This window comes from Gilvimarinus japonicus, assembly GCF_042847215.1.
GTDB lineage: Bacteria > Pseudomonadota > Gammaproteobacteria > Pseudomonadales > Cellvibrionaceae > Gilvimarinus > Gilvimarinus japonicus.
The window spans coordinates 925,217-951,711 of sequence record NZ_AP031500.1 but is presented as its reverse complement, the minus strand read 5'-3'; the positions used below and the strand labels follow the sequence as shown (position 1 = coordinate 951,711).

Here is a 26,495-nt window from a genome sequence, read left to right as displayed (position 1 = left end):
CAAGGGTGGCTACAGGCCACCTTTTTTTGTTTTTAACAATTTGTTTTTAAAGACCTCAGCTTAACGACAACTGGAAGCGTCCCCATGACTACCGACCTCGCGCCTGTAAAACGCGCCCTGATCAGCGTCTCCGATAAAACAGGCATTGTAGATTTTGCCCGTGCCCTGCATCAGCAAGGTGTTGAAATTCTCTCTACCGGCGGCACTTACCGCTTACTTAAAGACAGCGATATCCCCGCAGTCGAAGTGTCCGATTACACCGGTTTCCCCGAGATGATGGACGGCCGCGTGAAAACGTTGCACCCCAAAGTTCACGGCGGCATTCTGGCCCGTCGCGGCCAAGACGACGCGGTAATGAGCGAGCATGGTATCGGCGGTATCGACATGGTCGTGGTGAACTTATACCCATTTGAGAACACCGTAGCCAACCCCGATTGCAGCCTCGAAGATGCCATTGAGAATATCGACATTGGCGGCCCAACCATGGTGCGGGCAGCAGCCAAAAACAACGCGTGGGTTAACATTGTGGTTAACGCTGCCGACTACGGCAAAATTTTAGCCGAGATGTCAGCCAACGACGGCGCCACCACCTACAAAACTCGCTTCGATTTAGCCATAAAAGCTTACGAGCACACCGCCGCCTACGACGGCGCCATCGCCAACTATTTTGGCCGTATGGTAGAGGGCGGCAGCGACGACTTCCCGCGCACGTTTAACAGCCAATTTCACCAAGTACAAACCTTGCGCTACGGTGAAAACTCCCATCAAAAAAGCGCGTTTTTTGTCGAAAAAAATCCAGCGGCCGGTACGATTGCAACCGCCAAACAACTGCAGGGCAAAGAACTGTCTTACAACAATATTGCCGACACAGATGCCGCGCTGGAAACCGTTAAACTGTTTGATGCCCCCACCTGTGTCATTGTAAAACATGCCAACCCTTGCGGTGTGGCCAGCGCTGATAGTTTACAGGCAGCTTACGAGCGCGCTTTTGCGACCGACCCCGAATCATCTTTTGGCGGCATCATCGCTTTTAACCGCCCGCTCGACGCCGCTACCGCCAAAGCTATTGTCGACAAGCAGTTTGTCGAAGTCATTATTGCCCCGAGTATTGAGCCGGCCGCGGTTGAAGCCGTGAGCGCGAAAAAGAATGTTCGTTTACTAGAGTGTGGCCAGTGGGGCCAAAGCCCAGCCGATTACGACTACAAGCGTGTTTCCGGTGGCCTGCTGGTTCAAGATCGTGACAACGGCACCGTCAGCGCAGCAGACTTAAAAGTCGTGACCAAACAGGTACCTACCGAAGCGCAAATGCGCGATTTACTGTTCACCTGGAAAGTGGCAAAAATGGTTAAGTCCAACGCCATTGTCTACGGTAAAGACGGCGCCACCGTCGGCGTTGGTGCCGGCCAAATGAGCCGCGTCAACTCAGCTCGTATCGCCGGTATTAAAGCAGAACATGCCGGCCTTGCTGTGCCGGGTTCGGTAATGGCGTCAGACGCATTCTTTCCATTTCGCGATGGCATCGAGAACGCGGCTGCCGCGGGCATCGCAGCGGTCATTCAACCCGGCGGCTCCATGCGCGACGACGAAGTAATCGCCGCCGCCAATGAAGCCGGAATCGCGATGGTCTTTACCGGCATGCGTCACTTCCGGCACTAAAACGGCTAACGGTGGACGGGGTACGGCGAACGCCCCTCGTCCACTCTTTGAACTTTTGAACTGAGTGGGAGGAAGGGTTGAGCGGTAACGGCGTTTTCCGTTTACCGCTCCCCGTTTACCGTAAAAAAATGAATATTCTGATCATTGGCGGCGGTGGCCGCGAGCACGCCCTGGCTTGGAAAGCAGCGCAAAGTCAACAAGTAGAAACCGTGTACCTAGCACCAGGCAACGCTGGTACTGCACTGGATGATAAGCTAAAGAACGTCGATATCGATGTGCTGGACTTTGCCGCGCTGGCGGAGTTCGCTAAAACCGAAGAAGTCGCACTGACCATCGTCGGCCCCGAAGTACCTTTGGTTGAAGGCGTAGTAGATTATTTTACCGAGCGCGACCTGGCCTGCTTTGGCCCCACTAAAGGCGCGGCGCAACTGGAGGGCTCAAAGGCCTTCACTAAAGACTTTTTAGAGCGTCACAAAATTCCTACCGGCGCCTACCAAAACTTTACCGAAGTCGAGCCAGCACTCGCCTATCTACGGGAAAAAGGCGCACCGATTGTCGTTAAAGCCGATGGCCTTGCTGCCGGTAAAGGTGTAATTGTCGCCGAAACCCTTGAGCAAGCCGAGGCTGCTGTGCGCGATATGTTATCGGGCAACGCTTTTGGCGATGCCGGTTGTCGGGTGGTGATCGAAGAGTTTCTCAGCGGAGAAGAAGCCAGCTTTATTGTGATGGTCGACGGCGAAAATGTATTGCCGATGGCCACCAGCCAAGACCACAAACGCGCGGGCGACGGCGACACTGGCCCGAACACCGGCGGCATGGGGGCTTATTCTCCCGCCCCCGTAGTAACCGATGCGGTGCACCAGCGCATTATGGACGAGGTCATTTACCCCACAGTGAAAGGCATGGCGGCCGAGGGCAATCGCTACACCGGTTTTTTATACGCGGGATTAATGATCGATGCCAGCGGTGCACCTAAAGTGATTGAGTACAACTGTCGTTTTGGCGACCCTGAAACACAGCCAATCATGTTGCGCTTGCAATCTGATTTGGTGTCACTCTGCCTAGCCGCCCTTAACGGTGAGCTTGACAAAGCAACTGTCGAATGGGACCAACGCGCTTCCGTCGGCGTGGTATTGGCCGCTGGCGGCTATCCTGCCAGCTACCCTAAAGGCGACGCGATTTCGGGCCTGCCCACCACTGAAACGGCAGGCGAAAAGGTGTTTCATGCCGGCACAGCGCGCAACGGGGATGACATAGTCACCAACGGTGGTCGGGTTCTGTGTGCAACCGCATTGGGCGACTCTGTTAAAGCGGCACAAGAACGCGCTTATAAGCTCGCCGAAAAAATCACCTGGAACGGCGTCAACTACCGCAGCGACATTGCCTATCGGGCCATTGCAAGGGAGCAGCAAGGGGAATAACTCGCCCGCCAAAGAGAAAACTCCCTGCACTTTTTGGCACCATTATAAAAAAGCCCCGATTATCGGGGCTTTTTTATATCTTCATCATTTGTATCATCAAACATTGATTTGTATCTTCAAACATTGCCAGTAACACGCTAGCTTTCGTTTTGCGGTAATTCCGGCAACCAATGCGCCAGTGCAATGCCATGTTGCTCTACGGTTGCCAACAGCTGCAAATTTAGTTGTTCGGCCACCGCCAAAAACACATTAAAATCACTGGTATCAATATAGGCGTTTGCCTGAACCACAAACCCTTCGCGGGTTACTTGCTCAAATCGCACCCGCCGCGAGATCTCTAGCACCTGATCGTGCTGCTCTAACACGGCGTTCATATCTGCCAATAGTGATGCGATCTTATCGCTTTCAGCCTCGGCCGATAAACAAAAGCTTTGCCGGTATAAACGCTGATCGATCTCAGAGAGGTTTTCTAATACCTCGACCGAGAAAATGGAGTTGGGCACACTTACCAAAGTCCGATCGAGTTTACGCAGCATGGTGGAGCGCAAGCCGATCTCTTCAACGGTGCCAACAATCGAACCAAAACGACAAAAATCACCGAGCTTTATCGGACGGGCCACAAACAACGTAAATGCACCAAAAATATTTTCTAAAGTTTTTTGCGCCGCTAATGCTATCGCCAGCGAGCCAATGCCCAGCCCCGTTAATATCGTCGCCATGTTATAACCGGCATTTTGTAGCCATAATAAAACGGCGAAAATCACCACCAACACTTTAACAATGGTCACCAGGGGGCGCACAAAACCCTCAGAGTAACTTTCATCCTTGGCGATCGAGCGCGCTATATATACCGCCTTAACAAACTCCACAATCCCAAGCACCAAAAACATACCGGCTAAAAAAGCTAAAAAACCCGAGTCAAATATCACCCGAACTTTAAGCGGCAGCCCCAGCTGATAAACACCCCAGTTAAGGAAACAAAAAAACAGAAACCGCCGCAGCGGCTGGCGCACCAACTGCTGCATCGTGTCGCCATAAACCGAGAAGTGCGTCATTAGTTTCAGCAAAATCCACCGAATAACGCCGCTAACCAACCACCCCACCAGCACCAATACAAACAGCATCAATACTTGCCAGTTATGCATGTGAAACAGGCGAAACTCTGGCAGCCATCGCTCTAACCGCTCTAGCTGCGGCGGGTAACCAAACTTTTGCCAAAGCTGCGGTATTTGCGCCACCGTTGCGTTTGATATTTTCCAGAGTTGGTTGCCTTTGCCATCGGGTACGCGCTGCAACAAGATGTCATAGTGGGTCGAGCCTTCCCGTAAGCTCCCTAGGCGCTCACGGTACGGGGGCAGGCCATCGTTAAGGTTGCCTTGTTCGGTGTCATTCAGATTGGGCAAGTCTAGTATTTGATACTGCTCCCACACCACGGCGAGCTTACGCATCAAAACGGCGGGGCCTTCATCAATAATAGCGGGATCTAAATAGCGAAAGTCCGCGTACTCGGCCATACGCTCCCACTGCTGCTGTCGGCCGGCATCGCGAATCAATAGCACTGCGCCCAAGGGCGTTGCCATCGGCTGGTCACGCTGTACTTGTGCGGCCTCTTCGGCCGCTTCAGCGTTCGACTCTACTAAATCCTTTAGCGTAACGTCTTGGGCGTGGGCACTAGCCCATGCAAACCCATAGACCGCCAGCAATAGCCAGGCTACTTTCGCGCTCAATGACTAACCCTTCCATTTGATATTGCACCCTAAGCTGGGTTTCTGTTCGGCCGCTACGGGCTCTTGCTGTGCCAGCGCGTGGGCGGCCGCCAACAAACTATGGCCATCAACCGGAGCATCGTTACCGGGCCGGGCGTCGTCTACCTGACCGCGATAAACGAGCTTCTTATCGCCATCAAACAGATAAAAATCAGGTGTACAAGCGGCATCAAAAGCTTTGGCCACCGCCTGCGACTCATCATAAAGGTAGGGAAATGGGAAGTTGTGCTTGGCGGCGAATGCTACCATCTTATCAGGCGCATCCTCTGGATGGTTGCTGACATCGTTCGAGCTAATGGCGACACAGCCGATACCTTGTTGCGCCAGCTGGCGGGCCAGAGGGGCAAGAAAGTCCGCGATATGTAGGACAAACGGACAATGATTACAGATGAACATCACCAGCAAGCCATTAGTGCGTAAATTTGCCGCGATATTGCACAAATCACCGGCGCCGTCGGGTAGTTCTACCTCGGGCAGAGCGGTGCCCAGTGGCAACATATTGGAGGGGGTACGAGCCATAAAATACTTCCTTCTGTTATTTGCACAGTGCCATTAAAGCGCGTGAGGCCCTCAATGTAAAACCTGTGCAAAAAAACGACTCTACCCCACCCTTGCAATCATGGTGGATCATCGCCCAGACAGCCTGTTACAGCGTTAGGGCTGAGCTAAGCCCCGGAATCATCTTGCTCCAGTTGAATCTGTTCTTCAATCTCCTCAATACTGCCGTGACGTACATCGGCACCCATAACCAAGTACACAACATACTGTGCAATATTGCGCGCGTGATCGCCAATCCGCTCCAGCGCGCGTAGCGACCACATAATATTCAGCACACGGGTAATACTGCGCGGATCTTCGATCATATAAGTGATCATCTCGCGCATTGCCGTGCTGTACTCCAGATCAACGGTGCGATCGGTCTGGACAACTTTCAGGGCCACATCAAGATCCAGCCGAGCAAACGCATCCAAAGAGTCGTGCAGCATACGCGAGACATGTTCGCCGATATGGCGCATTTCGACATAACCACGGGGAGCCGCACCGTCACGGCCCAGCGCCATCGCTTGTCGCGCAATCTTTGCAGCCTCGTCGCCAATCCGCTCCAGATCCGTAATCGCTTTGGTCACCGCAATAACCAAGCGCAAGTCGCCGGCGGCTGGTTGGCGCTTGGCAAGAATACGCACGCACTCTTCATCAATGGAAACCTCCATCGAATTGACCTTGTGGTCACCACGGACAACCTGCTCCGCTTTTTCGACGTCGACATCAATCATCGCCATAATAGCGTCATTGACCTGACGCTCGGCCAACCCCCCCATTTCTGATAGGTGGGTTTTTATATCATCCAGCTCGATATTAAACTGCTGGGAAATATGGTGTGTATGACTGGTAATATCCATAGCCATAGCCGGTTACTCCGTAATAAAGCCATTTACACGCGCACTTGCGCGCCCACACTAGCCGTATCGGCCAGTAATATAGTCTTCGGTTTGTTTCTGAGTCGGGTTGGTAAACAGGGTATCGGTATCGCCCACCTCGACTAAGTCACCCATGTACATAAAGGCAGTGTAATCGGATACCCGAGCGGCTTGCTGCATATTATGAGTGACAATCACAATGGTGTACTTGTCTTTTAACTCGTAAATCAACTCTTCGATTTTTAGGGTTGAGATAGGATCAAGGGCCGAGGCTGGCTCATCCAGCAAAATCACCTCCGGCTCAATAGCAATAGCGCGAGCAATCACCAAACGCTGCTGCTGACCGCCAGACAAGCCAAAGGCATTGTCGTGCAAACGGTCTTTTACCTCATCCCACAAAGCCGCACCGCGCAACGAGTTCTCAACCACGGTATCGAGTGTGCGCTTGGATTTAACACCCTGTAACCGCAAACCATAGGCAACATTTTCATAAATAGATTTGGGAAACGGGTTCGGTTTTTGAAAAACCATGCCCACTTGGCGGCGCAGCTCGGCGACATCCACCGATGCATCATAAATATTTTCACCGTCCAGTAAGATCTTTCCCTCGATACGACAGCTATCAACCAAGTCATTCATGCGGTTAAAACAGCGCAACAACGTCGACTTACCACAACCAGACGGACCAATAAAAGCCGTTACTTTTTTTTCCGGTATTTGCAGGCTAATATTTTTTAGCGCCTGATCGTTGCCGTAATAAAGCTTTAGGTCTTCGACCTCAAGTTTAATTGTTTCGTTTTCCATAGCTGAAGGTTCTGCCTGATCAAAGGTCTGCTTATATGGCGGCGTACTCGCGCCAGGTTCGTGCAATTCTCTTTCCATACTCTGCGCATCCGCACCCGGAACTGACGCTTCATTAGGCTCGACAAGATCGCTTGGTTCTAACATGATATCACTCCCGTTATCAATCGGACGCGCTGCGGTACTTCTCGCGCAGACTGTTACGAATACGAATAGCTGCAAGGTTCAAGACAATAATCAGCATTACCAAGGTCAACGCGGTAGCGTACACCAGCGGGCGGGCGGCCTCGACGTTTGGACTTTGAAAGCCAACGTCGTAAATATGAAAACCCAAATGCATGATTTTCTGATCCAAGTGCAAGTAAGGGTAATTGCCATCAAGCGGTAGCGAGGGAGCCAGCTTTACCACGCCAACCAACATCAAAGGCGCCACTTCACCTGCGGCGCGGGCAATGGCTAAAATCAGGCCTGTCATCATCGCCGGTGTGGCCAGCGGTACCACCACCTTCCACAAGGTTTCCGCCTTAGTCGCACCCAGCGCCAATGACCCTTGGCGAATAGTGGTCGGGATCCGGGATAGCCCCTCTTCTGTGGAGACAATCACCACCGGCAAAGTGAGCAACGCCAACGTCAATGAGGCCCAAAACAAGCCTGGCGTACCAAAGGTGGGCGCGGGCAACGACTCTCGGTAAAACAACTCATCGAGGCTTCCCCCTAAAAAATACACAAAAAAGCCCAAGCCAAATACACCGTAAACAATGGATGGCACACCGGCCAAGTTATACACGGATATTCGGATAACACGCAGCACCGGTCCCTGCTTGGCGTACTCGCGCAAATAAATCGCGGCCAGCACACCAAAGGGCGTAACGATAATAGACATTACAATGACCATGGTGACAGTGCCGAAAATCGCGGGGAAAATCCCCCCTTCAGTATTTGCCTCGCGCGGCTCGTCCGATAAAAACTCCCAGAAGCGCTCGACGTATTGCCCCATTTTGGCCAAAACACCCATAGCGTTTGGGCGGGTTAAACGGACAATGTTTTGCAGCGCAATACTCACCGCTTGGCCATCGACCACTTGTGCTTTTAGGGTATCGCGCTTTAATTGGCGATAAAGCTCGTCGCGCTCAGCTTTAACCACTCGGTACTGCTCATCTAGCTCGGCGCGTAGCGCACTAAACTCGGCGTCGGCCTCGGCCATGCGCGCCGAATCAGCGCCGTCCAACTCCAGCCCTCGGCGGTCTAAGCGGATGCGCTCAAGCTTATGGTTAATACGGCCAATATCGACTTTCTCTATGTGGCGGATCTCATTGTGCAGCGCAACACTGCGCGCCACCCGCTGCTGCACTTGATCCCAAAAGGTATTATCTTGAGCAGTCGCGATGACCTCACCGTTTTCTAACAGCGCCACCGGAAAACCGTAAAAGTTACCCCACTCACGGCGCTCAATGACCATAGCGTTTTCCGGCTTCTGCCACTCGCTCATGCCCACATCCAGGTACCAGTTAAAGTCTCTGGCGTTAATGTCACGATTACCCTGTTTCACCAAGTAACGGGTAACCAGCTCTTGCGCCTCGGGCACGTTGTAACCGGCGCCCCGCACCAAGGCGGCGGGAACCACCTCAGAGCGGACTTCTTCGCCTAAAATGGCAACCGATGTACCATCGCGTTCAACGACCGTCATCTGAACAACATCAGCGGGCCAAAAATGTCCAAAACCGCGAATAGCGATTAAACCAATCAGCCCCACCACCATGACCATACAAACCGCGACGGCGCCGCCGTTTAGCCAAACCCAGGGAGCGCCACTTTTTAACCAATGTTTCATTGCCTCGACTCCCAGTTACAGATTGCTATAGCGTTTGCGCAAGCGCTGACGGATAATTTCAGCGCAAGTGTTGACGATAAAGGTCAACGCCAAGAGCACCAGTGCGGCCAAGAACAACACTCTAAAGTGGGTACTGGCAACCGCTGTCTCGGGCAACTCCACCGCAATATTGGCCGATAAAGTTCGCATACCTTCAAAGATATTAAAGTTCACCACCGGACTATTACCGGTCGCCATCAGCACAATCATGGTCTCGCCCACGGCGCGACCAAAGCCCATCATCACCGCCGAGAAAATACCGGGGCTCGCGGTGGGCAGCACAACCCCAACCACCGTTTGCCAACGAGTGGCGCCTAGGGCCAACGAGCCCTGAGTAAGATGGCGCGGAACATTAAACACGGCGTCTTCGGCGATCGAAAAGATCGTGGGGATCACAGCAAAGCCCATCGCCATACCGACAACTAAAGCGTTGCGCTGATCATAGTTAAGGCCGTAATCGGTAAACCACTGGCGCATGCTGCCGCTAAAAAACCACACCTCAACATGGGGGCTCAAAGCAATACAGAACCAGCCGGTCAACAAGATAGGCACAACCAAAATCGCCGCCTCCCACCCCTCGGGGGCACGCATCCGAACACTCTGCGGCAGACGGCTCCAGGCAAAGCCCACCAACACCATCATAATCGGCATAAAAATCAGGATGCTAAAGACGGCAGGCAAGTGATTTTCTAAAAATGGCGCGAGCCACAAGCCGGCCAGAAAACCCAAAATAACCGTCGGTAAAGCCTCCATAATTTCGATGGATGGCTTTACTAAACCGCGCATTTTGGGGGTCATAAAATAGGCGGTATAAAGCGCACCGGCGATACCCAAGGGAATCGCAAACAACATGGCAAAAAAGGCGGCCTTAAGCGTACCCAATGACAGCGGCACCAAGCTCATTTTCGACTCAAACTCATCGCCACCGGATGACGCCTGCCATACATACTCGGGCTCGGAGCGCCCTTCATACCAAACCTTTTGCCACAGCGAGCTGAACGACACCTCGGGATGCTGATTCCAAACACTGGCGACACTCAACTGGCCCGATGCATCGTAAATTAGCAACTTGCCATTGATGGGTGAAATTGCCAGCTGCTCGATCGCGCCATCAGTCATCGGCTTAACCATTAAGGTGCGCGACGACGTGCCATAGTAAATGCCCACCGTGCCCTGATCGTCGCCGACTAAAAAACCACGGCGTGCGTATTCCGGGCTTATGGTTGTGACCGCACCCGGCAGCGGTTCAAAGTCGCGCACCGGTTGTAAGCGATAGGTGTTTTGCGGATCACGCACCAACAACCACTGACTGACAGAGCCTTGATTAGTCCCCACCGCCAGCGACCCCGTACCTACCAAATATTGCAGTGCCGTCACTTGGCCGCGCTCGGTTGCGACCGTTTCGGTCAAACTCATCGCTGTAGCATCGGCGACGTCGTAAATATGCAAGCGCTCTTGATTATCGGCAATAACCAGATGACTCGCGGTTTTATCCAGCTGGATAAAACGCACTTTTGCGTCATTTGGCAGTGCAGGCAAGGCGTCTACGCGACCACTGGTCGTCACCTTACCGGTGATCATATTTTCTCGCGTCGTGTAGCGACCGAGCAGCAAGCGGCCGTCCTCGGTGGCAGCCGCCAGAGCATAGCCGCGTGCCGTCTTTTGCACCGCAACCGTTGCCAGTGCGCGCGCTTCGCTATCCATCACAATTGGCTCTTCGCCCAAAGGGTATACTAGCTCGGGGGTGATTTTGCGCGTGTCGTTTGGGTAGCTTAGTTTATAGTTCAGCTGACTAAGCACCAGCTGACCATTGTCGTAGCCATAAGCGACTAAGCCATCAACCGGGGTGCCAAAACCCAGACTCGAAAATTGCGCGCCCTCGGAACGAGGCACTTGGTAAGCGCTTAGTGCGCTTCCATTGTCGGCCGAGAAAAATTGCACTTCACCACCGGCGGTAAAGCTGGCGCCAATTTGCTCGTAACGCTCTAACACCAAGTGTTCGGGATCTCCCAGCGCAGTCACTTGCGAGTGATCATAGCGTTCAAGCACCTCGACATCGGCACTTTTTAATAGTGGCGCCACTTCAGAGAACAAGTAAAAGAAAATTAATCCCAGTGCACCAACTACGGCGAGGCCTGCACTCGCGACCCCCCAGCGTGAAAATTTATCTTTCAGGCGACGAATATTACGCAGCCTGGCCCGCTGCTCGGCATTGGGCATTAGACTCTCGCCCCCCGCCCCAGCTGGAGTTATCTCACTCATAGTCCGTAATCCTGATGCTGATAGAAAGCGGGCCGGCCGACCCAGTTGGCACTTGTTATGTTAATTGGCCGGCATGCTAACAACGAAAAATGACAGTTTTGTTACAGTGCCGTGACAGCAAGCTCTAACGCGGTGCGGCTTGCCGTCACGGTTAACACAACGACTTAAAGCTCAAGCTCAGTACTAACGCGCTTGGCAACGGTGGCTGGCAGCGGGATATAACCATCGCGCACCACGACCTCTTGCCCTTGTTTAGACAAAACCATTTTTAAAAACTCAGACTGCAACGGATTAAGCGGACGATTAGGGTGCTTATTAACGTAGACATACAAAAAGCGAGCCATTGGATAACTGCCATCGGCGGCGTGAGCGGCATCGGCCGGGGCGAATGGCTGCCCCTCCTCTGCCGCTAGCGGCAAAGCGCGCACGCTTGAGGTGACGTAACCGATACCCGAGTAGCCAATACCATTAATCGACTCACTAACGCCCTGCACCACAGAGGCAGAACCTGGCTGCTCGTTGATGCTGGCTTTATAGTCACCGCCACACAGTGCAACGTCTTTAAAAAAGCCATAGGTGCCAGAGACTGCGTTGCGACTGTAAATGGTAAAGTCGCGGTTGCTCCAAGCCCCGTCAAGGCCGAGATCACCCCAGCGGGTAATATCTTCGCCGAAACCGCATAAACGGGTAGCCGAGAAAACGGCATCGACCTGCGCCATTGTCATGCCTTTAATAGGGTTGTCTTTATTTACGTAGACGGCCACCACATCGATCGCAACCGGTACCGCCGTCGGCTTATAACCATGGTGCGCTTCGAATGACTGAATCTCTGAGGCCTTCATCTCTCGGCTCATCGGGCCAAAATTAGCGGTGCCTTCTGTCAGCGCAGGCGGCGCAGTTGACGAACCCGCCCCTTGAATTTGAATATTTACGTTGGGGTAGTATTTGGCGTACTCTTCGGCCCACAAGGTCATCAGGTTATTCAACGTATCCGAGCCAATGCTATTCACATTGCCAGAGACGCCGGAGGCGGCCTCATAGTCGGGTAGTTGTGGATCTAGGTCGGCTACTGCCGCCGTACTAAGCAAAGCACCGGCTAGGCCTAAGCCGCGAATAAAGGTGGTGACGTTCATGGAGCGCTCCTCAATTGATTACAGCCGTTAAATGTTGATCTCGGGCGCACTCTAGCGACCCTGTATGACAGTTATGTGACAGACTGTAAGAAAACCGTCACCGAACCGACATATTTCAGCGGCAGCGCTTGTTGACCTCTAATTACAAGCACAAAAAAAGCGGCCTAAGCCGCTTTTTATCAATACCAAAGGAGCTTACCGACTAGCTCACGTAAATCGGCCCCATACCCGAGCTCCAGACGATCACAGTCGCCACCATGACAACCACGGCCAGCACTAAGCCGACGGTAATGACAGAGCTGGCGTAAATAAAGCCGCGCTCTTTTGGAATATTCATTAAGATGGGAATGCCTTCGTAAATAAGATACGTCGAGTAGCAGGCCGCGGCGATAAATACGCCGGCCACAAGCCACAACTCGGGCCAAAGTAGTACCAAGCCCGCCAGCATCATGGGGGTCGCGGAATAAACCGCCAGAGCTGTACCCTCATAGTGGCGCTTACTCGCCTCGTCATCCACGCCAAAGCTCTGGCTCATCCAGTTGATATACTCACCCAGCACGTACACGGCCGCTAACTCCGCCAAATAGGCAAACGCGCATAGAATTAATGCACTTTCAGAGGTTAGCCTCACCATCCCACCGCTGCCAATACTCCAGCCTTGGTAGGTAACGCCAAAATAGGCACACACAACAGGAATCAGAGCCAATAGCGGCACATGAGTCCAGTAGACCTTAAAAAAGCTGTGTTCTTCGTTGCGAATACGCTGCCATTCGCGGTCGGGGTTGGTGAAAATGCCCAAAGTGTGCTGAAACATCGCCATATACTTCTCCTACGTCTGAGTTCTTATTATTCAGTGGATCTGTAGGATCAAAGATAACAAGCGGCTGATGACAGCCGCAAATAAGTATTAGCTATATAGAAAGGACTACTAAACGTACAACGAAATATACACTCAAAAGTGGCCTACTTCACCACCCGTAAACTCGGACGCTTACTATCGCTGTCATCACTGCCAGAAGGTGCTGGCGGCTTGGGCGGCTCTGGTGGTTCGGCCTCGGCTTCAAACACCATACCTTGGCCATTCTCACGGGCATAAATCCCCAACACAGCATAACAGGGGATAAACAGCTGGCGTGGCACACCACCAAATCGGGCGCTAAAAGACACACTATCATCGAGCATGTTCAAATCAACCACCGAAGCGGGGGCAATATTCAGAATGATCTGCCCATCTTTGTTAATGTGCTCTTGCGGCACTTCTACACCGGTAGCGTGTGCATTTACCAATAGGTAGGGAGTACAGTTGTTATCCACGATCCACTCATAGAGCGCGCGAATCATATAGGGGCGACTAGAGGTCATTGTCATGGCTTCTCTCCTCGGCGCTGAGTGTGGCAACCCCCTACGGAAAAGACCGTAAGAAGTTAATAGGCGCGTTTACACCGCGCCTATAGCGACTTAAGCGGGGTTCATTTCCCGTTCAAATTCAGTCAGGCTTTGCTGAAATGACTCACGGGCAAACAGACGCTCCATATACTGCTTAAGCGGCTGGCTTTGACGAGTATTGGGAAACTCAATGCCCAGCGAATGCAAGCGCCACAGGATAGGCCCTAAGCAGCAATCGACAATGGTAAACTCATCGCTCATAAAGAATGGCATTTCGGCAAAAATAGGTGCAATGGTTAGCAAGCTATCTTTGAGTTCTTTACGCGCGTTCTCTACCTGGGCTTTATCATCGCTTTGTTTGATGAGATCCACCAAGGGCGCCCAGTCGCGCTCTAGGCGATACATCCATAATCGGCTCTGAGCTCTTGCCACAGGGTACACCGGCAACAGCGGTGGATGCGGGAAGCGCTCGTCGAGATACTCCATCATCACTTTGGATTCATACAAAGACAAATCGCGATCAACCAGTGTCGGCAATGAATTGTAGGGATTCAAATCCGCTAACTCTTGCGGCTTGTTGTCGACATCGACATCCACCAAATCAACCGTCACGCCTTTTTCTGCTAACACAATACGTACCCGATGACTGTAATGGTCATGGGCGTCAGAGAAAAAAGTCATGGATGAGCGCTTGGTCACAACACCCATTAGGGCACCTCAATAGTTATACAACAAAGAATATGGGTGGCAAAATGCCACCCACTTTAAAAAAGCTTAGTGAATACCTTTCCAGTATTCGCGGTTTAGCAGATAGGCAAAGATAAAAAATACGCACAAAAACAGCAGTACATAAATGCCTATACGTTCGCTGTGCATACGCGACGGCTCAGCAACATACTCTAAGAAGTTAACCAAGTCGTAAACGGCTTTATCAAATTCATCATCTGACATACTGCCTTTGATATCGCCCTCGACCAACGCCCCACAGTGCTCATCCATTACTTGGTTACCCAAGTTATCGCGCTCAGCGTGACCATGGTGATCGAGCTTAGGGCCTGCTCCGCACTCATGCAGACCTTGCAGCTCTAACAAGACGTGAGGCATACCGACGTTGGCAAACACACGATTGTTAACGCCTAGAGGACGCGACTCATCTTTATAAAAGTTGCGCAGGTAGGTATACAGCCACTCAGGCGAGCGCGCCCGTGCCACCAGCGTTAAATCCGGAGGGGAAGCCCCAAACCACTTTTTCGCCAAGTCGGGCTTCATGCTAATTTCCATCAGCTGACCAATGCGCTTATCGGAAAACACCATGTTTTCCAGCATCAGATCGTGAGGAATATCCAAGTCATCGGCCACGCGCTCAAAGCGTGAATACTTAGCCGAGTGACAGCCCATGCAGTAGTTTACAAAGTACTTTGCGCCGCGTTGCAACGAGGCCTTATCGGACAAGTCCGTTTCAATCTCGTCGCAGGGAATAGCGCCACAGGCAAAGTGACTTTCGGCGCCCACCGCTTTAATCGGTACAACCACCAAGATCGCGAACAGGACAAACCCTGCAATCACCATATAGGTGGGCAAGCCTTTACTGGTTACGCGCTCAGGTACCGGAAAGGTTTTTTCCCGAGTGGTCCAGAACGGCATGGCAATAAAGTACAAGAAGTACAATACCGTACAAATCTGCGCCAGAATCGTGCGACCGGGTGTAGGAGCTTTTACCCCCAAGTACCCCAAAATCACAAAGGCTGCAGCAAACACAATCAACGCAATACGGCTGATGTGGCCTTTGTAACGCATCGACTTAACCGGACTGCGATCCAACCATGGCAACACAAACAAAATGGCAATAGCAGCACCCATGGCAATCAACCCAAGGAACTTAGAGTTCAAGGGGCCTATATCAAAGGTCACTGCACGCAGTACCGCGTAAAACGGGGTGAAATACCACACCGGCGCAATGTGCTCTGGGGTTTTAAGGTTATTCGCCTCTTCAAAGTTGGCGTATTCCAAAAAGAACCCACCCATCTCTGGCATAAAGAACAGCACAAAACAGAACACGAACAAGAAAACGGCGATGCCCACCAAGTCATGCACGGTGTAGAACGGATGGAAAGGTACACCATCTTTGGGAATACCATTTTCGTCTTTGTTCTTTTTAATTTCGATGCCATCGGGGTTGTTAGAACCCACTTCGTGCAACGCCAGTAAGTGCAACACCACCAGCGCCAGCAGCACAATCGGCAAGGCAACCACATGCAGCGCAAAGAAGCGGTTTAGGGTAATCCCCGAGATTAGGTAGTCACCGCGAATCCACTCAACCAAGCCGTCACCGACGACAGGTATGGCGCCAAACAAGGACACAATCACCTGTGCGCCCCAGTAGGACATCTGCCCCCAAGGCAGCACGTAGCCCATAAAGGCTTCCGCCATCAGGGCTAGGTAGATGGTCATACCAAAAATCCATACCAGCTCGCGCGGCGCTTTATAAGAGCCGTACATCAAACCGCGGAACATATGCAGATACACCACCACAAAAAACGCCGAGGCGCCGGTAGAGTGCATATAGCGCAGCAACCAGCCGTAGTCGACATCGCGCATGATGTACTCGACCGAAGCAAACGCACCGTCAGCGCTGGGGTTGTAGTTCATGGTCAGCCAGATACCAGTCAATAACTGATTAACCAAAACCAACAGCGACAAAACACCAAAAAAGTACCAAAAGTTAAAGTTTTTAGGCGCGTAGTACTTGCCCATATGGGTATCCCACGCACGCTGTACCGGCAAACGCGCATCGACCCAATTCCACAGACCTTTCATCCAATTCATGTTATGCCTCCTGATCCACACCGATGGTCACCACAGCATCGCTATCGAACTTATGCGGTGGCACCAGAAGGTTAATTGGCGCTGGAACACCCTTAAAGACACGTCCAGCGAGATCGAATTTAGAACCGTGACACGGGCAAAAGAAGCCGCCCTGCCACGTACCGCCATCCAGGTTTACCGAGTCCACTTCCGGGCGAAATAGCGGCGCACACCCTAGGTGGGTACAAAGGCCTACCAAAATCAGGTAGTCGGGTTTAATGGATCGGGTGGGGTTTTGCGCGTAGGCGGGTTGTTGTGGCTTTTCAGAAGCCGGGTCGCGTAGCAGTTCGTCGTTACCCTGCAAAGTACTCAGAACTTGCTCTGTGCGACGCACGATATAAACCGGCTTACCCCGCCACTCAGCGGTAATCATAGCGCCTGGTTCGATTTTGCTTACATTGACTTTTACCGGTGCACCTGCCGCTTTGGCTTTGGCACTTGGATTCCAGGAACCCACAAACGGTACCGCAGCACCTACCGCACCTACCGCACCCACTACTGTGGTAGCAGCGGTTAACACGCGGCGGCGCGTTTTATTGACAACGTCATTGGTCATGACGACTTCTCCCCTAACAGCATCAACGGCCAGTAAATCACTGAATTTCAACGATTTAGAATAGTGTTATTGTCTTGTAAAAATTGGCCAATCTTAAAGAAATTGTGCGCCTGTTACAAGAATAACCACGCGAGGCCGCGTGGCGTAAGGGCTACAGCAGCGCCGGCTGAACCGACACAAAGCAGTAAACGGGCGACAAAACGATACCCCACAAACGAAAAAGCGCCCAGGGGTAACCCTGAGCGCTTTTAAAAGCCAGCTGCCACCAGTTGCCCGGCAGACAAGGCACAACCGAATTAACGCTTGGAGAATTGCGGCTTCTTACGTGCTTTGCGCAGACCAACTTTCTTACGCTCAACCGCACGCGAGTCGCGGGTAACGTAACCTGCTCCACGCAGCGACTGGCGCAAAGTCTCATCGTACTCCATCAGGGCACGAGTCAGACCGTGACGAATAGCACCGGCTTGGCCGAAACTACCGCCGCCAGCAACAGTGGCGTTAATATCAAACTTATCGGTCAGCTCGACGAGCTCCAGTGGCTGGCGCACGACCATGCGTGCAACTTCGCGACCGAAGTACTCGTCTAGCGAGCGATCATTAATCGTAACTTTACCGGTGCCGGGAGTAATGAACACTCGAGCGGTCGAGGTCTTACGACGGCCGGTACCGTAATATTGAGTAACTGCCATAATCAGCTTTCCGTTTAGAGAGTAAGTTCTTGCGGCTGCTGAGCAGTGTGCGGATGCTCACTACCTGCGTACACTTTCAACTTGTTGAACATAGTCCGACCGAGTGGGCCACGGGGCAACATGCCTTTAACAGCACGCTGAATCACGCGCTCCGGTGCTTTATCGATCAACTTCTCAAAGCTAATTGACTTGATGCCACCGACGTAGCCGGTGTGATGGTAATACATCTTATCAGTCGCTTTTTTGCCGGTAACGCGAACTTTCTCTGCGTTAATGACTACAATGTAGTCGCCGGTGTCAACATGGGGAGTGTACTCAGGTTTGTGCTTACCGCGCAGACGAGTAGCGATCTCCGCAGCCATACGGCCCAGAGTCTTACCATCTGCATCAATCACGAACCAATCGCGAACGACTGATTCTGCTTTAGCACTATATGTCTTCATGTTATACCTGCCTACTAGGTGGTGCTTCCCACAAAAAGAGCGCGAATACTACATAACGCGCACGTCCAATTCAAGCCTTTTCTAAAGTTTTTTACCGGCGCCGCCGGCAAGTCCAACAATCGACGACATTCACCCGAGAACCCGCCCTTACGGGTGATGTTCGCGTGCGAGATATTCATGACTCTGCATTTCGAGCAGTCTACTCTCCGTGCGGGCAAACTCAAACGACAGTCTACCCCCACTGTATAGTTGATCGAGCGGCGCGGCGGCCGACACCACCAGCTTGACCCCCCGATCGTAGAACTCATCGACCAGATTAATAAAACGGCGAGACTGGTCATCTTTGTCGCCACCTAATAGGGGAATATCGCTTACCAACACCGCGTGAAATTCACGAGCTAGCTCGATGTAATCGTTTTGCGAGCGCGGCCCGTCACACACCGCCGCAAAATCAAACCAGACGACATCATCAGCTTGCTTGCGAACATTAATGCGGCGCTGCTCCACCTCAATGGTGGTGTTCTCGCGCACCTGAGCTCCCGGCGGCAACAAACGCTCGAACGCGGCGCCCAGGGCCACCTCTGCCTCCGGCCCTAGCGGCGAGTAATACAGCTCGGCCTGGCTCAAGGCCCGCAACCGGTAGTCGACGCCGCCATCCACATTGACCACCTCTGTGTATTTTTGCAGCAATGCAATAGCCGGTAAAAAACGCTCGCGCTGCAAGCCATCGCGATAGAGTCCCGCCGGCTCAATATTTGAGGTAGTCACTAGCGTTACCCCACGGGCAAACAGTTCGCGCAACAGGCCCGCCAAAATCATCGCATCGGTGATGTCACTGACAAAAAACTCATCAAAACAGATGACCCGCGCCTCAGCGGCAATCCCCTCAGCCACTTGCTCAAGCGGATTTTTTTGTCCGGCCAAACGCTTTAAATCAGTGTGCACACGACGCATAAAACGATGGAAGTGGACCCGCATTTTTTGCTCGAAGGGCAGGCTTTCGTAAAAGTTATCCATCAGGTAGGTTTTACCGCGCCCGACCCCACCCCAAAAATACAAACCACAGACCGGCTCCCGCTGTGTTTTCCCCGTTAAACGCTGCCACAAACTGGGGGGCTTGGCCGACTGCTGCAAGCGCTCGTACAGAGACTGCAACTTGGCCACAGCTTGTGCCTGCGTGGCGTCCGCCACAAAGCCCGGGCGCTGCAAATCTTTGTCGTAGCGCTGTTTCGGACTCAGCGCCCCACTGGCAACTACGTCACTCATCCTCCAACCCCGCAACAATTTCTGTCAGCGTCTGCTTTAGCGGCCCCAGCTCACCATGAAAAAAGTGTCCGGCGGCGGCAAACTCGCGATAGCTCACATCACCCTCAAGTGCAGCCACCCAACGTGCCACCTCAGCGGCCACCACCCGCTCATCCATAGCGCCCTGAAGTACAGCCAGCGGCGCCTTAACACCTTTAATATCGGCCAACTGGTAACGCGGTACTGGCGGCGCCACTAACGCCACATGCCGGACCGGCGTCACTGTGGCGCAAGCCTTCGCCACCGCCGCCGCGCCAAACGAAAAACCCGCCAGGTACAAAGGCGCACCCGGACGATGACGCTGTACCTCCGCTATAACCGCTAGCAAGTCATCCACCTCACCCACACCTTCGGCGTACTCACCCTCACTCGCCCCCACACCGCGAAAATTAAACCGCACAACGGCCGCCCCAAGGTCACGATAAGTACGCATCAGGGTAGTCACCACTTTATTATCCATAGTGCCGCCATGCAGCGGGTGCGGATGACAGACAATGGCCACAGCATTTGCGGGCATTACCGCCTTAGCGGCGCTCGCCAAGCTGACGGAAACCTCCAGGGCACCCACCGGGCCGGCTAGCAACAGCACTCGATCAGACTCAAATAAATCGCTGGTCATAAACTCAATTCACCCTACAGACAATTTTTTCGCTGTGGTGCCACTGTGCACCTCACGTTGAAGCGTAAAAGGCCGTATAATACCGACTGTAAGGTGGGTTTTGCACGCCAAGGCCCACGACTCTTTTATTCGGCAAGTTCAGGAGAGCTGTTGTGTTTTCACTCACCACCGTCGTTATTAGCGCCCTTATCGCCCTATTTGTAGGCTGCTTTAGCGGTTATATTTTTTCTCGTGGTCGCTCAGGCGGCTCGCGCAATGCCGATATGGAAAAACGCCTAATTGATGCCGAAGAGGCACTCAACAACTATCAGCGCGATGTGACCGACCACTTTGCCCGCACCACTGAGCTGGTAAAAAGCTTAAACGAAAGCTACCGAGACATGCACGAGCACCTAGCCAGCAGCGCGTTAACATTAAGCACACCGGAAATCAGCCGACAACTGCTGGCCGATGCCGACCACCAATTGCCGGGCAACAAGTCACACACCCTGCACGAGCAACAAATTCAGGCGCCGCGCGACTGGGCCCCTAAGCGCCAAGGCCGCAAACCGACTCTGAGCGAAGAGTACGGCTTGGATGAGCAAGGCAACAGCACCTCCGACGACAGCAAAACTCCCGAGCCCTACCCCGCGCCAGAGCGCTAACAGGCGCCCGTGCGCCACCAAGAGGAGATTGCATGTCCCCGAGCCGCCTGCTGAGCTTTTTTGCCTGGCCCGTCATGATCGGCTTGGTTGCCGCTTTAATTTTGCTACTCACCGTGCCCGAGCTACGCCCGCAAAGCTGGCAGCTACCGGCCAGAGCTGCCCCCCAAAGCGATAATGCCTTTGCCAACCTGTCTTACGCCCACGCGGTCGACCAAGCGGCGTCATCGGTTGTAAACATTTACTCGCGAAAAGTCATCGAAACTCGTCGCCACCCACTCGCCGACCACCCCCTGTACGAAAAACTGTTTCGCAATTCTGGCCAGCAAGAGCGAGTTAAGTCGGCGCTGGGTTCTGGCGTTATTGTCAGCCCCGAGGGCTATTTGCTGACCAACAACCACGTCATCGAAGGCGCGGACGAGATTTTAGTACTGCTGCACGATGGCCGCCGCGCGGGCGCTACATTTATTGGCAACGATCCCGGCAGTGATCTGGCAGTACTAAAAATCGAGCTAGACAACCTTACCCCCATTAATATCGGCAACCCCAATCAGGCGCGCGTGGGCGATGTCGTGCTCGCGATTGGCAACCCTTTCGGGGTCGGTCAAACCGTCACTCAGGGTATCATTAGCGCGCTTAGCCGCTACGGCTTAGGCATCAGCAGCTACGAGAACTACATCCAAACCGATGCCGCGATCAATCCCGGCAACTCGGGCGGCGCGCTGATCGACACCCACGGTAATTTACTCGGCATTAACGCCGCGATTATCTTCGATACCGTCGGCATTGGCTTTGCCGTACCCGCGGACGATGCCATGAAATCACTAAAGGATATTATTAAGTACGGACGTGTCGTGCGCGGCTGGCTCGGTCTCGACGCCGAGCGTTTAACGCCCGCCGCCATCACCGCACTGGGATTAAAAAACGTCAGCGGCCTGCGGGTCACGAATGTCTTTTTAAACAACCCCGCACACATCGCCGGCATTCGCCCCAACGATGTGATTACCCACATCAACAATCAACCCATTGGCAATGAGCGCCAAGGGCTAAAAGAGGTGGCCGATTTGGCGCCGGGCACCGTCGTCAGCGTACGGGTATTGCGCCCTCACACCAACGGCTCGCTGCCGGAAGAGCTGGAGATAGATGTCACAGTGGGCGAGCGACCAGATAACCTCGAAGTCAACCGCACCTAGCGCACCACAAGTCGGCCCACTAACCTACCGAGCCAACATTAAAACGTTAGCGCTTGCGGTATTCAGCCGACAACGCGTGGGCCTCTAATGCTTCACTGCGCGCCAAAGTCGAGGCCGTCTCGGCTAACACCGACGCCCCCTCGGGCGAACAGAAAATAATAGAACTGCGTTTTTGAAAGTCGTAAACACCCAGGGGTGACGAAAACCGTGCCGTGCCAGAGGTAGGCAACACGTGATTCGGGCCCGCGCAGTAATCACCTAACGCCTCGGGGGTGTGACGCCCCATAAAAATAGCGCCCGCATGGCGAATACTGGGTAACAAAGCCTCCGGATCGGCGACCGACAACTCCAAGTGCTCGGGCGCAATGCGGTTGGACAAGGCGACCGCCTCATTCATGTCGGCCACTTTGATTAACGCACCGCGATTTGCCAAAGAGGGGCGAATAATGTCCGCGCGACTCATGGTGGGCAGCAAGCGGGCCATGACGGCCGCAACACGATCAAGGTAGTCTCCGTCGGGGCAAACTAAAATCGACTGCGCTTGCTCATCGTGCTCAGCTTGACTAAACAAGTCCATAGCGATCCAGTCGGGATCGGTCTGGCCATCGCATAGCACTAAAATTTCGGAGGGCCCGGCAATCATATCGATAGCCACCTGGCCAAACACCGCACGCTTGGCGGTAGCGACAAAAATATTGCCGGGGCCGACGATCTTATCAACCCGGGCAATCGTCTCGGTGCCGTAGGCCAACGCGGCAACGGCCTGCGCACCACCCATAGTCACGACACGGTCAACACCGGCGATCGCGGCAGCGGCCAGCACCATATCATTGAGCACACCATCGGGCGCAGGCACCACCATGGTCAGCTCATCGACACCTGCCACTTTGGCCGGTATCGCATTCATTAATACCGATGACGGGTACGACGCCTTGCCGCCCGGCACATAAAGCCCAACACGCTGCATGGCCGTAATCTGCTGACCCAATACAGTGCCGTCGGCCTCAGTGTAACGCCAGGATTCTTGTTGCTGGTGCTCGTGATACGTCCGTACCCGCGTAGCTGCCGCTTCCAACGCGCCGCGCTGCTCGGAAGAAATCGCCGCCAGTGCCGCAGCGATTCGCTCGGCCGGCACCACCAGCTCGCTCATGCTCGTCACAGTGCGCCGATCAAACCGGTTAGTGTACTCAACGACAGCCGCATCACCGCGAGCTTTTACCGCCGCGATAATCTCCGCAACAATATCGGCAACCTTGGTATCTGACACTGAGTCCCATGCCAGCAGCGCATCGAGCTGCGAGGAAAACTCAGCATCACTAGCATCAAGGCGAGCGATCAAAGGATTGCTTGTCATAGTGATCTCTTACTTGTTACCGGAAGCCACGGCCTGTGCAATGCCATCGATAATGGCCTGAATACGCACATGCTTCATCTTCATGGAGGCTTTATTCACAATCAGGCGCGAACTGATATCGGCAATAAATTCGCGCGCTTCTAAGCCGTTGGCCTTAAGAGTATTGCCCGTGTCGACAATGTCCACAATCTCATCGGCTAAGCTCATAATAGGCGCCAATTCCATCGCCCCGTAAAGCTTAATAATGTCGCTTTGCCGACCCTGGGCGGCGTAATATTGCTTAGCAATATTAACGTATTTAGTGGCCACCCGAATCCGGCCAGATTTAGCGGGCGCGCCCTTAATGGCCGCGGTCATCAACTGGCAGCGGGCAATACGTAAATCCAGCGGCTCGTACAGCCCCTCGGCGCCGTTCTCCATCAGTGTGTCTTTGCCCGAGATGCCCATATCCGCCGCACCAAACTGCACGTAGGTGGGCACATCGGCGCCGCGCAACACCAGCAATTGCACGTCACTTTGGTTGGTGGCAAACACCAGCTTGCGGCTTTTGTCGATGTCTTCTTCCGGGTGAATCTCGGCCGCCGCTAACAATGGCAACGTCTCTTCCAGAATCCGCCCCTTGGTGAGGGCAATGGTAATCATGTCAGTCATAACTCAACCTAGTTGGGAACCCGGCGGATATTAGCGCCCAGCATTTGCAACTTTTCTTCAATACATTCGTAGCCGCGATCAATGTGGTAGATTCGATCCACCAGTGTCGCCCCATCCGCGACAAGGCCTGCAATAACCAAACTTGCCGATGCACGAAGGTCGGTCGCCATAACCGGCGCGCCCTTAAGCCGTTCGACCCCCCGGATCATCGCCGTATTACCCTGCAAAGAAATATCAGCGCCCATGCGGTTAAGCTCGTGCACCTGAATCAGGCGGTTCTCAAAGATCGTCTCCGTAACGGAGCTTGAGCCTTCAGCAACTGCGTTCATCGCGGTAAACTGCGCCTGCATATCCGTGGGAAACGCCGGATACGGTGCAGTTTTTAAGCTGACCGCGCGCGGGCGATTGCCTTTCATATCCAGGCTAATCCAGTCGCTGCCGGTGGCGATGTGGGCACCAGCCTCTTCCAATTTAAGCAACACACCTTCGAGAATGTCTTCCCGCGTATCTTTAACGCGAATACTGCCGCGCGTTGCCGCCGCCGCCACTAAATAAGTGCCCGTCTCAATACGGTCGGGCATTACGTTGTAGTGACACCCTTGCAGGCGCTCAACGCCATTGATCACCAGTGTCGCCGTGCCAATGCCTTCGATCTGCGCTCCCATTGCCACCAAGCAGTGAGCCAAATCCACCACCTCGGGTTCGCGCGCGGCGTTTTCCAGTACCGTGCGCCCCTCGGCCAGTACCGCGGCCATCAGCAGGTTCTCGGTTCCGCCGACGGTGACCGTATCCATTAAAATATGAGCGCCCTTTAGGCGCCCATCCATGCGGGCACGAATATAACCTTCGTCGACCTCAATGGTGGCGCCCATGGCCTCAAGCCCACGCAGGTGGATATCCACCGGGCGCGAACCGATGGCGCACCCGCCCGGAAACGACACATTGGCGACTCCGTGGCGAGCCAGCATCGGCCCCAGCACCAAAATAGAGGCGCGCATGGTTTTTACCAGCTCGTAAGGAGCGGTAAAGTCATTAATCGCGTTGGCGTCGATCTCGACCGACATACGCTCGTCCACCGTCACCCCCACGCCCATGCAACGCAGCAGCGCCAGCATGGTGGTGATGTCGTTTAAGTGTGGCAAATTCGATATTTGTATCGGCGTATCGGCCAGCAAGGTGGCGGCAAGAATAGGCAGCGCCGAGTTTTTTGACCCGGAAATACGGATCTCGCCGGCCAGCGGGCCTGCGCTCTGAATCATCAGTTTATCCATGCGGGCTACCTGTTAGCTGGACTGGCGGGCGAACTCTTCAGGAGTCAGCGTTTTCATATGAACAGCGTGAATCACGCCGCTGGCTATCTGATCAGTCAGCAGGGCATACACCATCTGCTGCTTTTTCACAGGACTAACACCGGCAAAGGCAGGGCTCACCACCACTAAGTGGACATGACTACCTTCGATCGTCACTTGCGCCTGACTGTCCGCAATGTGGTTTTCGATGAGCGCTTGAATCTCTTGGGCTTGCATAGCTCTCCCATAGGGCTAGGACGACCACAGCAAGAATCTGGGTCGACTAATTAGAAACAGGCGGGAATATTACCGGATTGTAGCGCCCCGCGCACCCTTAAGGGCACACGGGATTGTCAGAGCAGCGTTAAACTAGCCTTCAGAAGCGTCCCAATGGCCAATAATTTTATCGATATCGCCGCCATATTTATTCGCCAACTGCTGGAACTGGCTGCTAAACGAGCGCCCCAGGTTAACGCCGTTAAGCACCACGTTAATCAGCTTCCACTCACCGTCACGGTTTTTACCCATGGAATAAGACAGTTTGTGAGTCGAGCCTTCATGGCTGACTTGCTGCTCTACCGTCACCCGGCGTGAATCACCGACCGGCTTAGACGGCTCTACCAGCTTAATACTGCTATCGGCGTAGGTCGCAATACCTTTGGCATACGTACTGACCAAATCGGCCTGAAACTTGTCGGCAAAAGCACGTTTCTGCTTGTCCGTCGCCTTGTCGTAGTAATCGCCCATCACCACTCGGGCAATATAATCAAACGCAACCACGGGCTCTAGCGCCGCCATCACTTCGTCATCAAAGCTTGCCTGATCGCCACTTTTATTGTGAACTTGTGCTGCACTGATCAGCTTATCGGTAACCCCTTGTACTAATTGATACGGGTCGGCGCCATCGGCCCGGGCCATTGACGCGACAAGCATAAAAAACACAACCGCCGTTTGTAGCGGTTTCAGCAACGAAAATCGAATCATCTTCACTTTCCTTAACGAGTAAATTACAACAAACTCTTCCCTAGCGAGCGACACAGGCAAGTAAGGTTAAATATAGTACGTACAACTAAACTGGCTGGATTGCCTAGCACCAAAATATACGCCAATCAGGCGGCGAGCGGAGCGCTCGCAATTGCTGTGCGAAGCGGAACACTATACCATTTAGCCGCGCACC

25 protein-coding genes are annotated in these 26,495 nt (G+C 53.5%); 4 read left to right on the top strand and 21 right to left on the bottom strand.

The window, feature by feature from the left end:
• Positions 1–84: 84 nt before the first annotated feature.
• On the top strand, positions 85–1,656 hold the full coding sequence (purH, locus tag ACGHAD_RS04055) for a bifunctional phosphoribosylaminoimidazolecarboxamide formyltransferase/IMP cyclohydrolase (protein WP_382413678.1): 1,572 nt from the start codon (positions 85–87) through the stop codon (positions 1,654–1,656).
• 128 nt (positions 1,657–1,784) lie between these two features.
• Positions 1,785–3,077: a phosphoribosylamine--glycine ligase gene (gene purD, locus ACGHAD_RS04050; RefSeq protein WP_382413680.1), complete on the top strand. Its 1,293-nt coding sequence runs from the start codon at positions 1,785–1,787 to the stop codon at positions 3,075–3,077.
• Between the two features lie 137 nt (positions 3,078–3,214).
• Here the strand turns inward: purD and ACGHAD_RS04045 are convergent, their stop codons facing one another.
• From ACGHAD_RS04045 to ACGHAD_RS03970, 16 genes are all read right to left on the bottom strand, one after another.
• Positions 3,215–4,804 (bottom strand): mechanosensitive ion channel family protein, encoded by a 1,590-nt coding sequence (locus tag ACGHAD_RS04045; RefSeq protein WP_382413682.1) that lies wholly within the window; start codon positions 4,802–4,804, stop codon positions 3,215–3,217.
• Positions 4,805–4,807: 3 nt separating this feature from the next.
• Positions 4,808–5,362, bottom strand: coding sequence for a thioredoxin family protein (locus tag ACGHAD_RS04040; protein ID WP_382413684.1), 555 nt, complete (start codon positions 5,360–5,362; stop codon positions 4,808–4,810).
• 146 nt (positions 5,363–5,508) lie between these two features.
• Positions 5,509–6,243 (bottom strand): phosphate signaling complex protein PhoU, encoded by a 735-nt coding sequence (phoU, locus tag ACGHAD_RS04035; RefSeq protein WP_339616584.1) that lies wholly within the window; start codon positions 6,241–6,243, stop codon positions 5,509–5,511.
• A 57-nt stretch (positions 6,244–6,300) separates the two neighbouring features.
• Positions 6,301–7,065 (bottom strand): phosphate ABC transporter ATP-binding protein PstB, encoded by a 765-nt coding sequence (pstB, locus tag ACGHAD_RS04030; protein WP_339616583.1) that lies wholly within the window; start codon positions 7,063–7,065, stop codon positions 6,301–6,303.
• Positions 7,066–7,225: 160 nt separating this feature from the next.
• The gene (gene pstA / locus ACGHAD_RS04025) at positions 7,226–8,893 is read right to left on the bottom strand and encodes a phosphate ABC transporter permease PstA (RefSeq protein ID WP_382413687.1); all 1,668 of its coding nucleotides are present in this window, start codon (positions 8,891–8,893) and stop codon (positions 7,226–7,228) included.
• A gap of 15 nt (positions 8,894–8,908) precedes the next feature.
• On the bottom strand, positions 8,909–11,194 hold the full coding sequence (locus tag ACGHAD_RS04020; protein WP_382413693.1) for an ABC transporter permease subunit: 2,286 nt from the start codon (positions 11,192–11,194) through the stop codon (positions 8,909–8,911).
• Between the two features lie 164 nt (positions 11,195–11,358).
• On the bottom strand, positions 11,359–12,327 hold the full coding sequence (locus ACGHAD_RS04015; protein WP_382413699.1) for a PstS family phosphate ABC transporter substrate-binding protein: 969 nt from the start codon (positions 12,325–12,327) through the stop codon (positions 11,359–11,361).
• Between the two features lie 202 nt (positions 12,328–12,529).
• Entirely contained in the window at positions 12,530–13,147 is a 618-nt protein-coding gene (locus ACGHAD_RS04010; protein ID WP_382413702.1) for a Yip1 family protein, read from the bottom strand.
• Between the two features lie 143 nt (positions 13,148–13,290).
• Positions 13,291–13,695 (bottom strand): ClpXP protease specificity-enhancing factor, encoded by a 405-nt coding sequence (locus ACGHAD_RS04005; protein WP_339616480.1) that lies wholly within the window; start codon positions 13,693–13,695, stop codon positions 13,291–13,293.
• A gap of 90 nt (positions 13,696–13,785) precedes the next feature.
• Positions 13,786–14,421 carry a stringent starvation protein SspA gene (gene sspA / locus ACGHAD_RS04000; protein ID WP_339616479.1) on the bottom strand — a complete coding sequence of 212 codons (636 nt, stop codon included), beginning with the start codon at positions 14,419–14,421 and terminating at the stop codon, positions 13,786–13,788.
• A 66-nt stretch (positions 14,422–14,487) separates the two neighbouring features.
• Positions 14,488–16,539 (bottom strand): ubiquinol-cytochrome c reductase, encoded by a 2,052-nt coding sequence (locus tag ACGHAD_RS03995; RefSeq protein ID WP_339616478.1) that lies wholly within the window; start codon positions 16,537–16,539, stop codon positions 14,488–14,490.
• 1 nt (position 16,540) lies between these two features.
• A complete protein-coding gene (gene petA / locus ACGHAD_RS03990; protein ID WP_339616477.1) occupies positions 16,541–17,134 on the bottom strand; it encodes a ubiquinol-cytochrome c reductase iron-sulfur subunit in 594 nt (197 codons plus the stop codon).
• Between the two features lie 296 nt (positions 17,135–17,430).
• The gene (gene rpsI / locus ACGHAD_RS03985; protein ID WP_339616476.1) at positions 17,431–17,823 is read right to left on the bottom strand and encodes a 30S ribosomal protein S9; all 393 of its coding nucleotides are present in this window, start codon (positions 17,821–17,823) and stop codon (positions 17,431–17,433) included.
• A gap of 14 nt (positions 17,824–17,837) precedes the next feature.
• The gene (rplM, locus tag ACGHAD_RS03980; RefSeq protein WP_339616475.1) at positions 17,838–18,266 is read right to left on the bottom strand and encodes a 50S ribosomal protein L13; all 429 of its coding nucleotides are present in this window, start codon (positions 18,264–18,266) and stop codon (positions 17,838–17,840) included.
• A 147-nt stretch (positions 18,267–18,413) separates the two neighbouring features.
• The gene (gene zapE / locus ACGHAD_RS03975) at positions 18,414–19,532 is read right to left on the bottom strand and encodes a cell division protein ZapE (protein ID WP_339616474.1); all 1,119 of its coding nucleotides are present in this window, start codon (positions 19,530–19,532) and stop codon (positions 18,414–18,416) included.
• A complete protein-coding gene (locus ACGHAD_RS03970) occupies positions 19,525–20,190 on the bottom strand; it encodes an alpha/beta hydrolase (RefSeq protein ID WP_382413708.1) in 666 nt (221 codons plus the stop codon). Before ACGHAD_RS03970 ends, zapE begins: the two co-directional genes overlap by 8 nt.
• A gap of 152 nt (positions 20,191–20,342) precedes the next feature.
• Here ACGHAD_RS03970 and ACGHAD_RS03965 point away from each other — a divergent pair, with 152 nt between their 5' ends.
• Positions 20,343–20,834, top strand: a complete 492-nt coding sequence (locus tag ACGHAD_RS03965; protein ID WP_339616472.1) for a ZapG family protein — start codon at positions 20,343–20,345, stop codon at positions 20,832–20,834.
• A 32-nt stretch (positions 20,835–20,866) separates the two neighbouring features.
• Entirely contained in the window at positions 20,867–22,024 is a 1,158-nt protein-coding gene (locus tag ACGHAD_RS03960) for a trypsin-like peptidase domain-containing protein (RefSeq protein ID WP_382413710.1), read from the top strand.
• 46 nt (positions 22,025–22,070) lie between these two features.
• On the opposite strand, the gene hisD is transcribed toward ACGHAD_RS03960, so the two are convergent.
• The 5 genes from hisD to ACGHAD_RS03935 form a co-directional block, all read right to left on the bottom strand.
• The gene (gene hisD, locus ACGHAD_RS03955) at positions 22,071–23,378 is read right to left on the bottom strand and encodes a histidinol dehydrogenase (protein WP_382413712.1); all 1,308 of its coding nucleotides are present in this window, start codon (positions 23,376–23,378) and stop codon (positions 22,071–22,073) included.
• Between the two features lie 9 nt (positions 23,379–23,387).
• Positions 23,388–24,020, bottom strand: coding sequence for an ATP phosphoribosyltransferase (gene hisG, locus ACGHAD_RS03950; RefSeq protein WP_339616582.1), 633 nt, complete (start codon positions 24,018–24,020; stop codon positions 23,388–23,390).
• 17 nt (positions 24,021–24,037) lie between these two features.
• The gene (murA, locus tag ACGHAD_RS03945; protein ID WP_339616469.1) at positions 24,038–25,300 is read right to left on the bottom strand and encodes a UDP-N-acetylglucosamine 1-carboxyvinyltransferase; all 1,263 of its coding nucleotides are present in this window, start codon (positions 25,298–25,300) and stop codon (positions 24,038–24,040) included.
• A 12-nt stretch (positions 25,301–25,312) separates the two neighbouring features.
• Entirely contained in the window at positions 25,313–25,555 is a 243-nt protein-coding gene (locus tag ACGHAD_RS03940; RefSeq protein WP_339616468.1) for a BolA/IbaG family iron-sulfur metabolism protein, read from the bottom strand.
• 132 nt (positions 25,556–25,687) lie between these two features.
• Positions 25,688–26,302: a phospholipid-binding protein MlaC gene (locus ACGHAD_RS03935; protein WP_382413715.1), complete on the bottom strand. Its 615-nt coding sequence runs from the start codon at positions 26,300–26,302 to the stop codon at positions 25,688–25,690.
• Positions 26,303–26,495 lie beyond the last annotated feature (193 nt).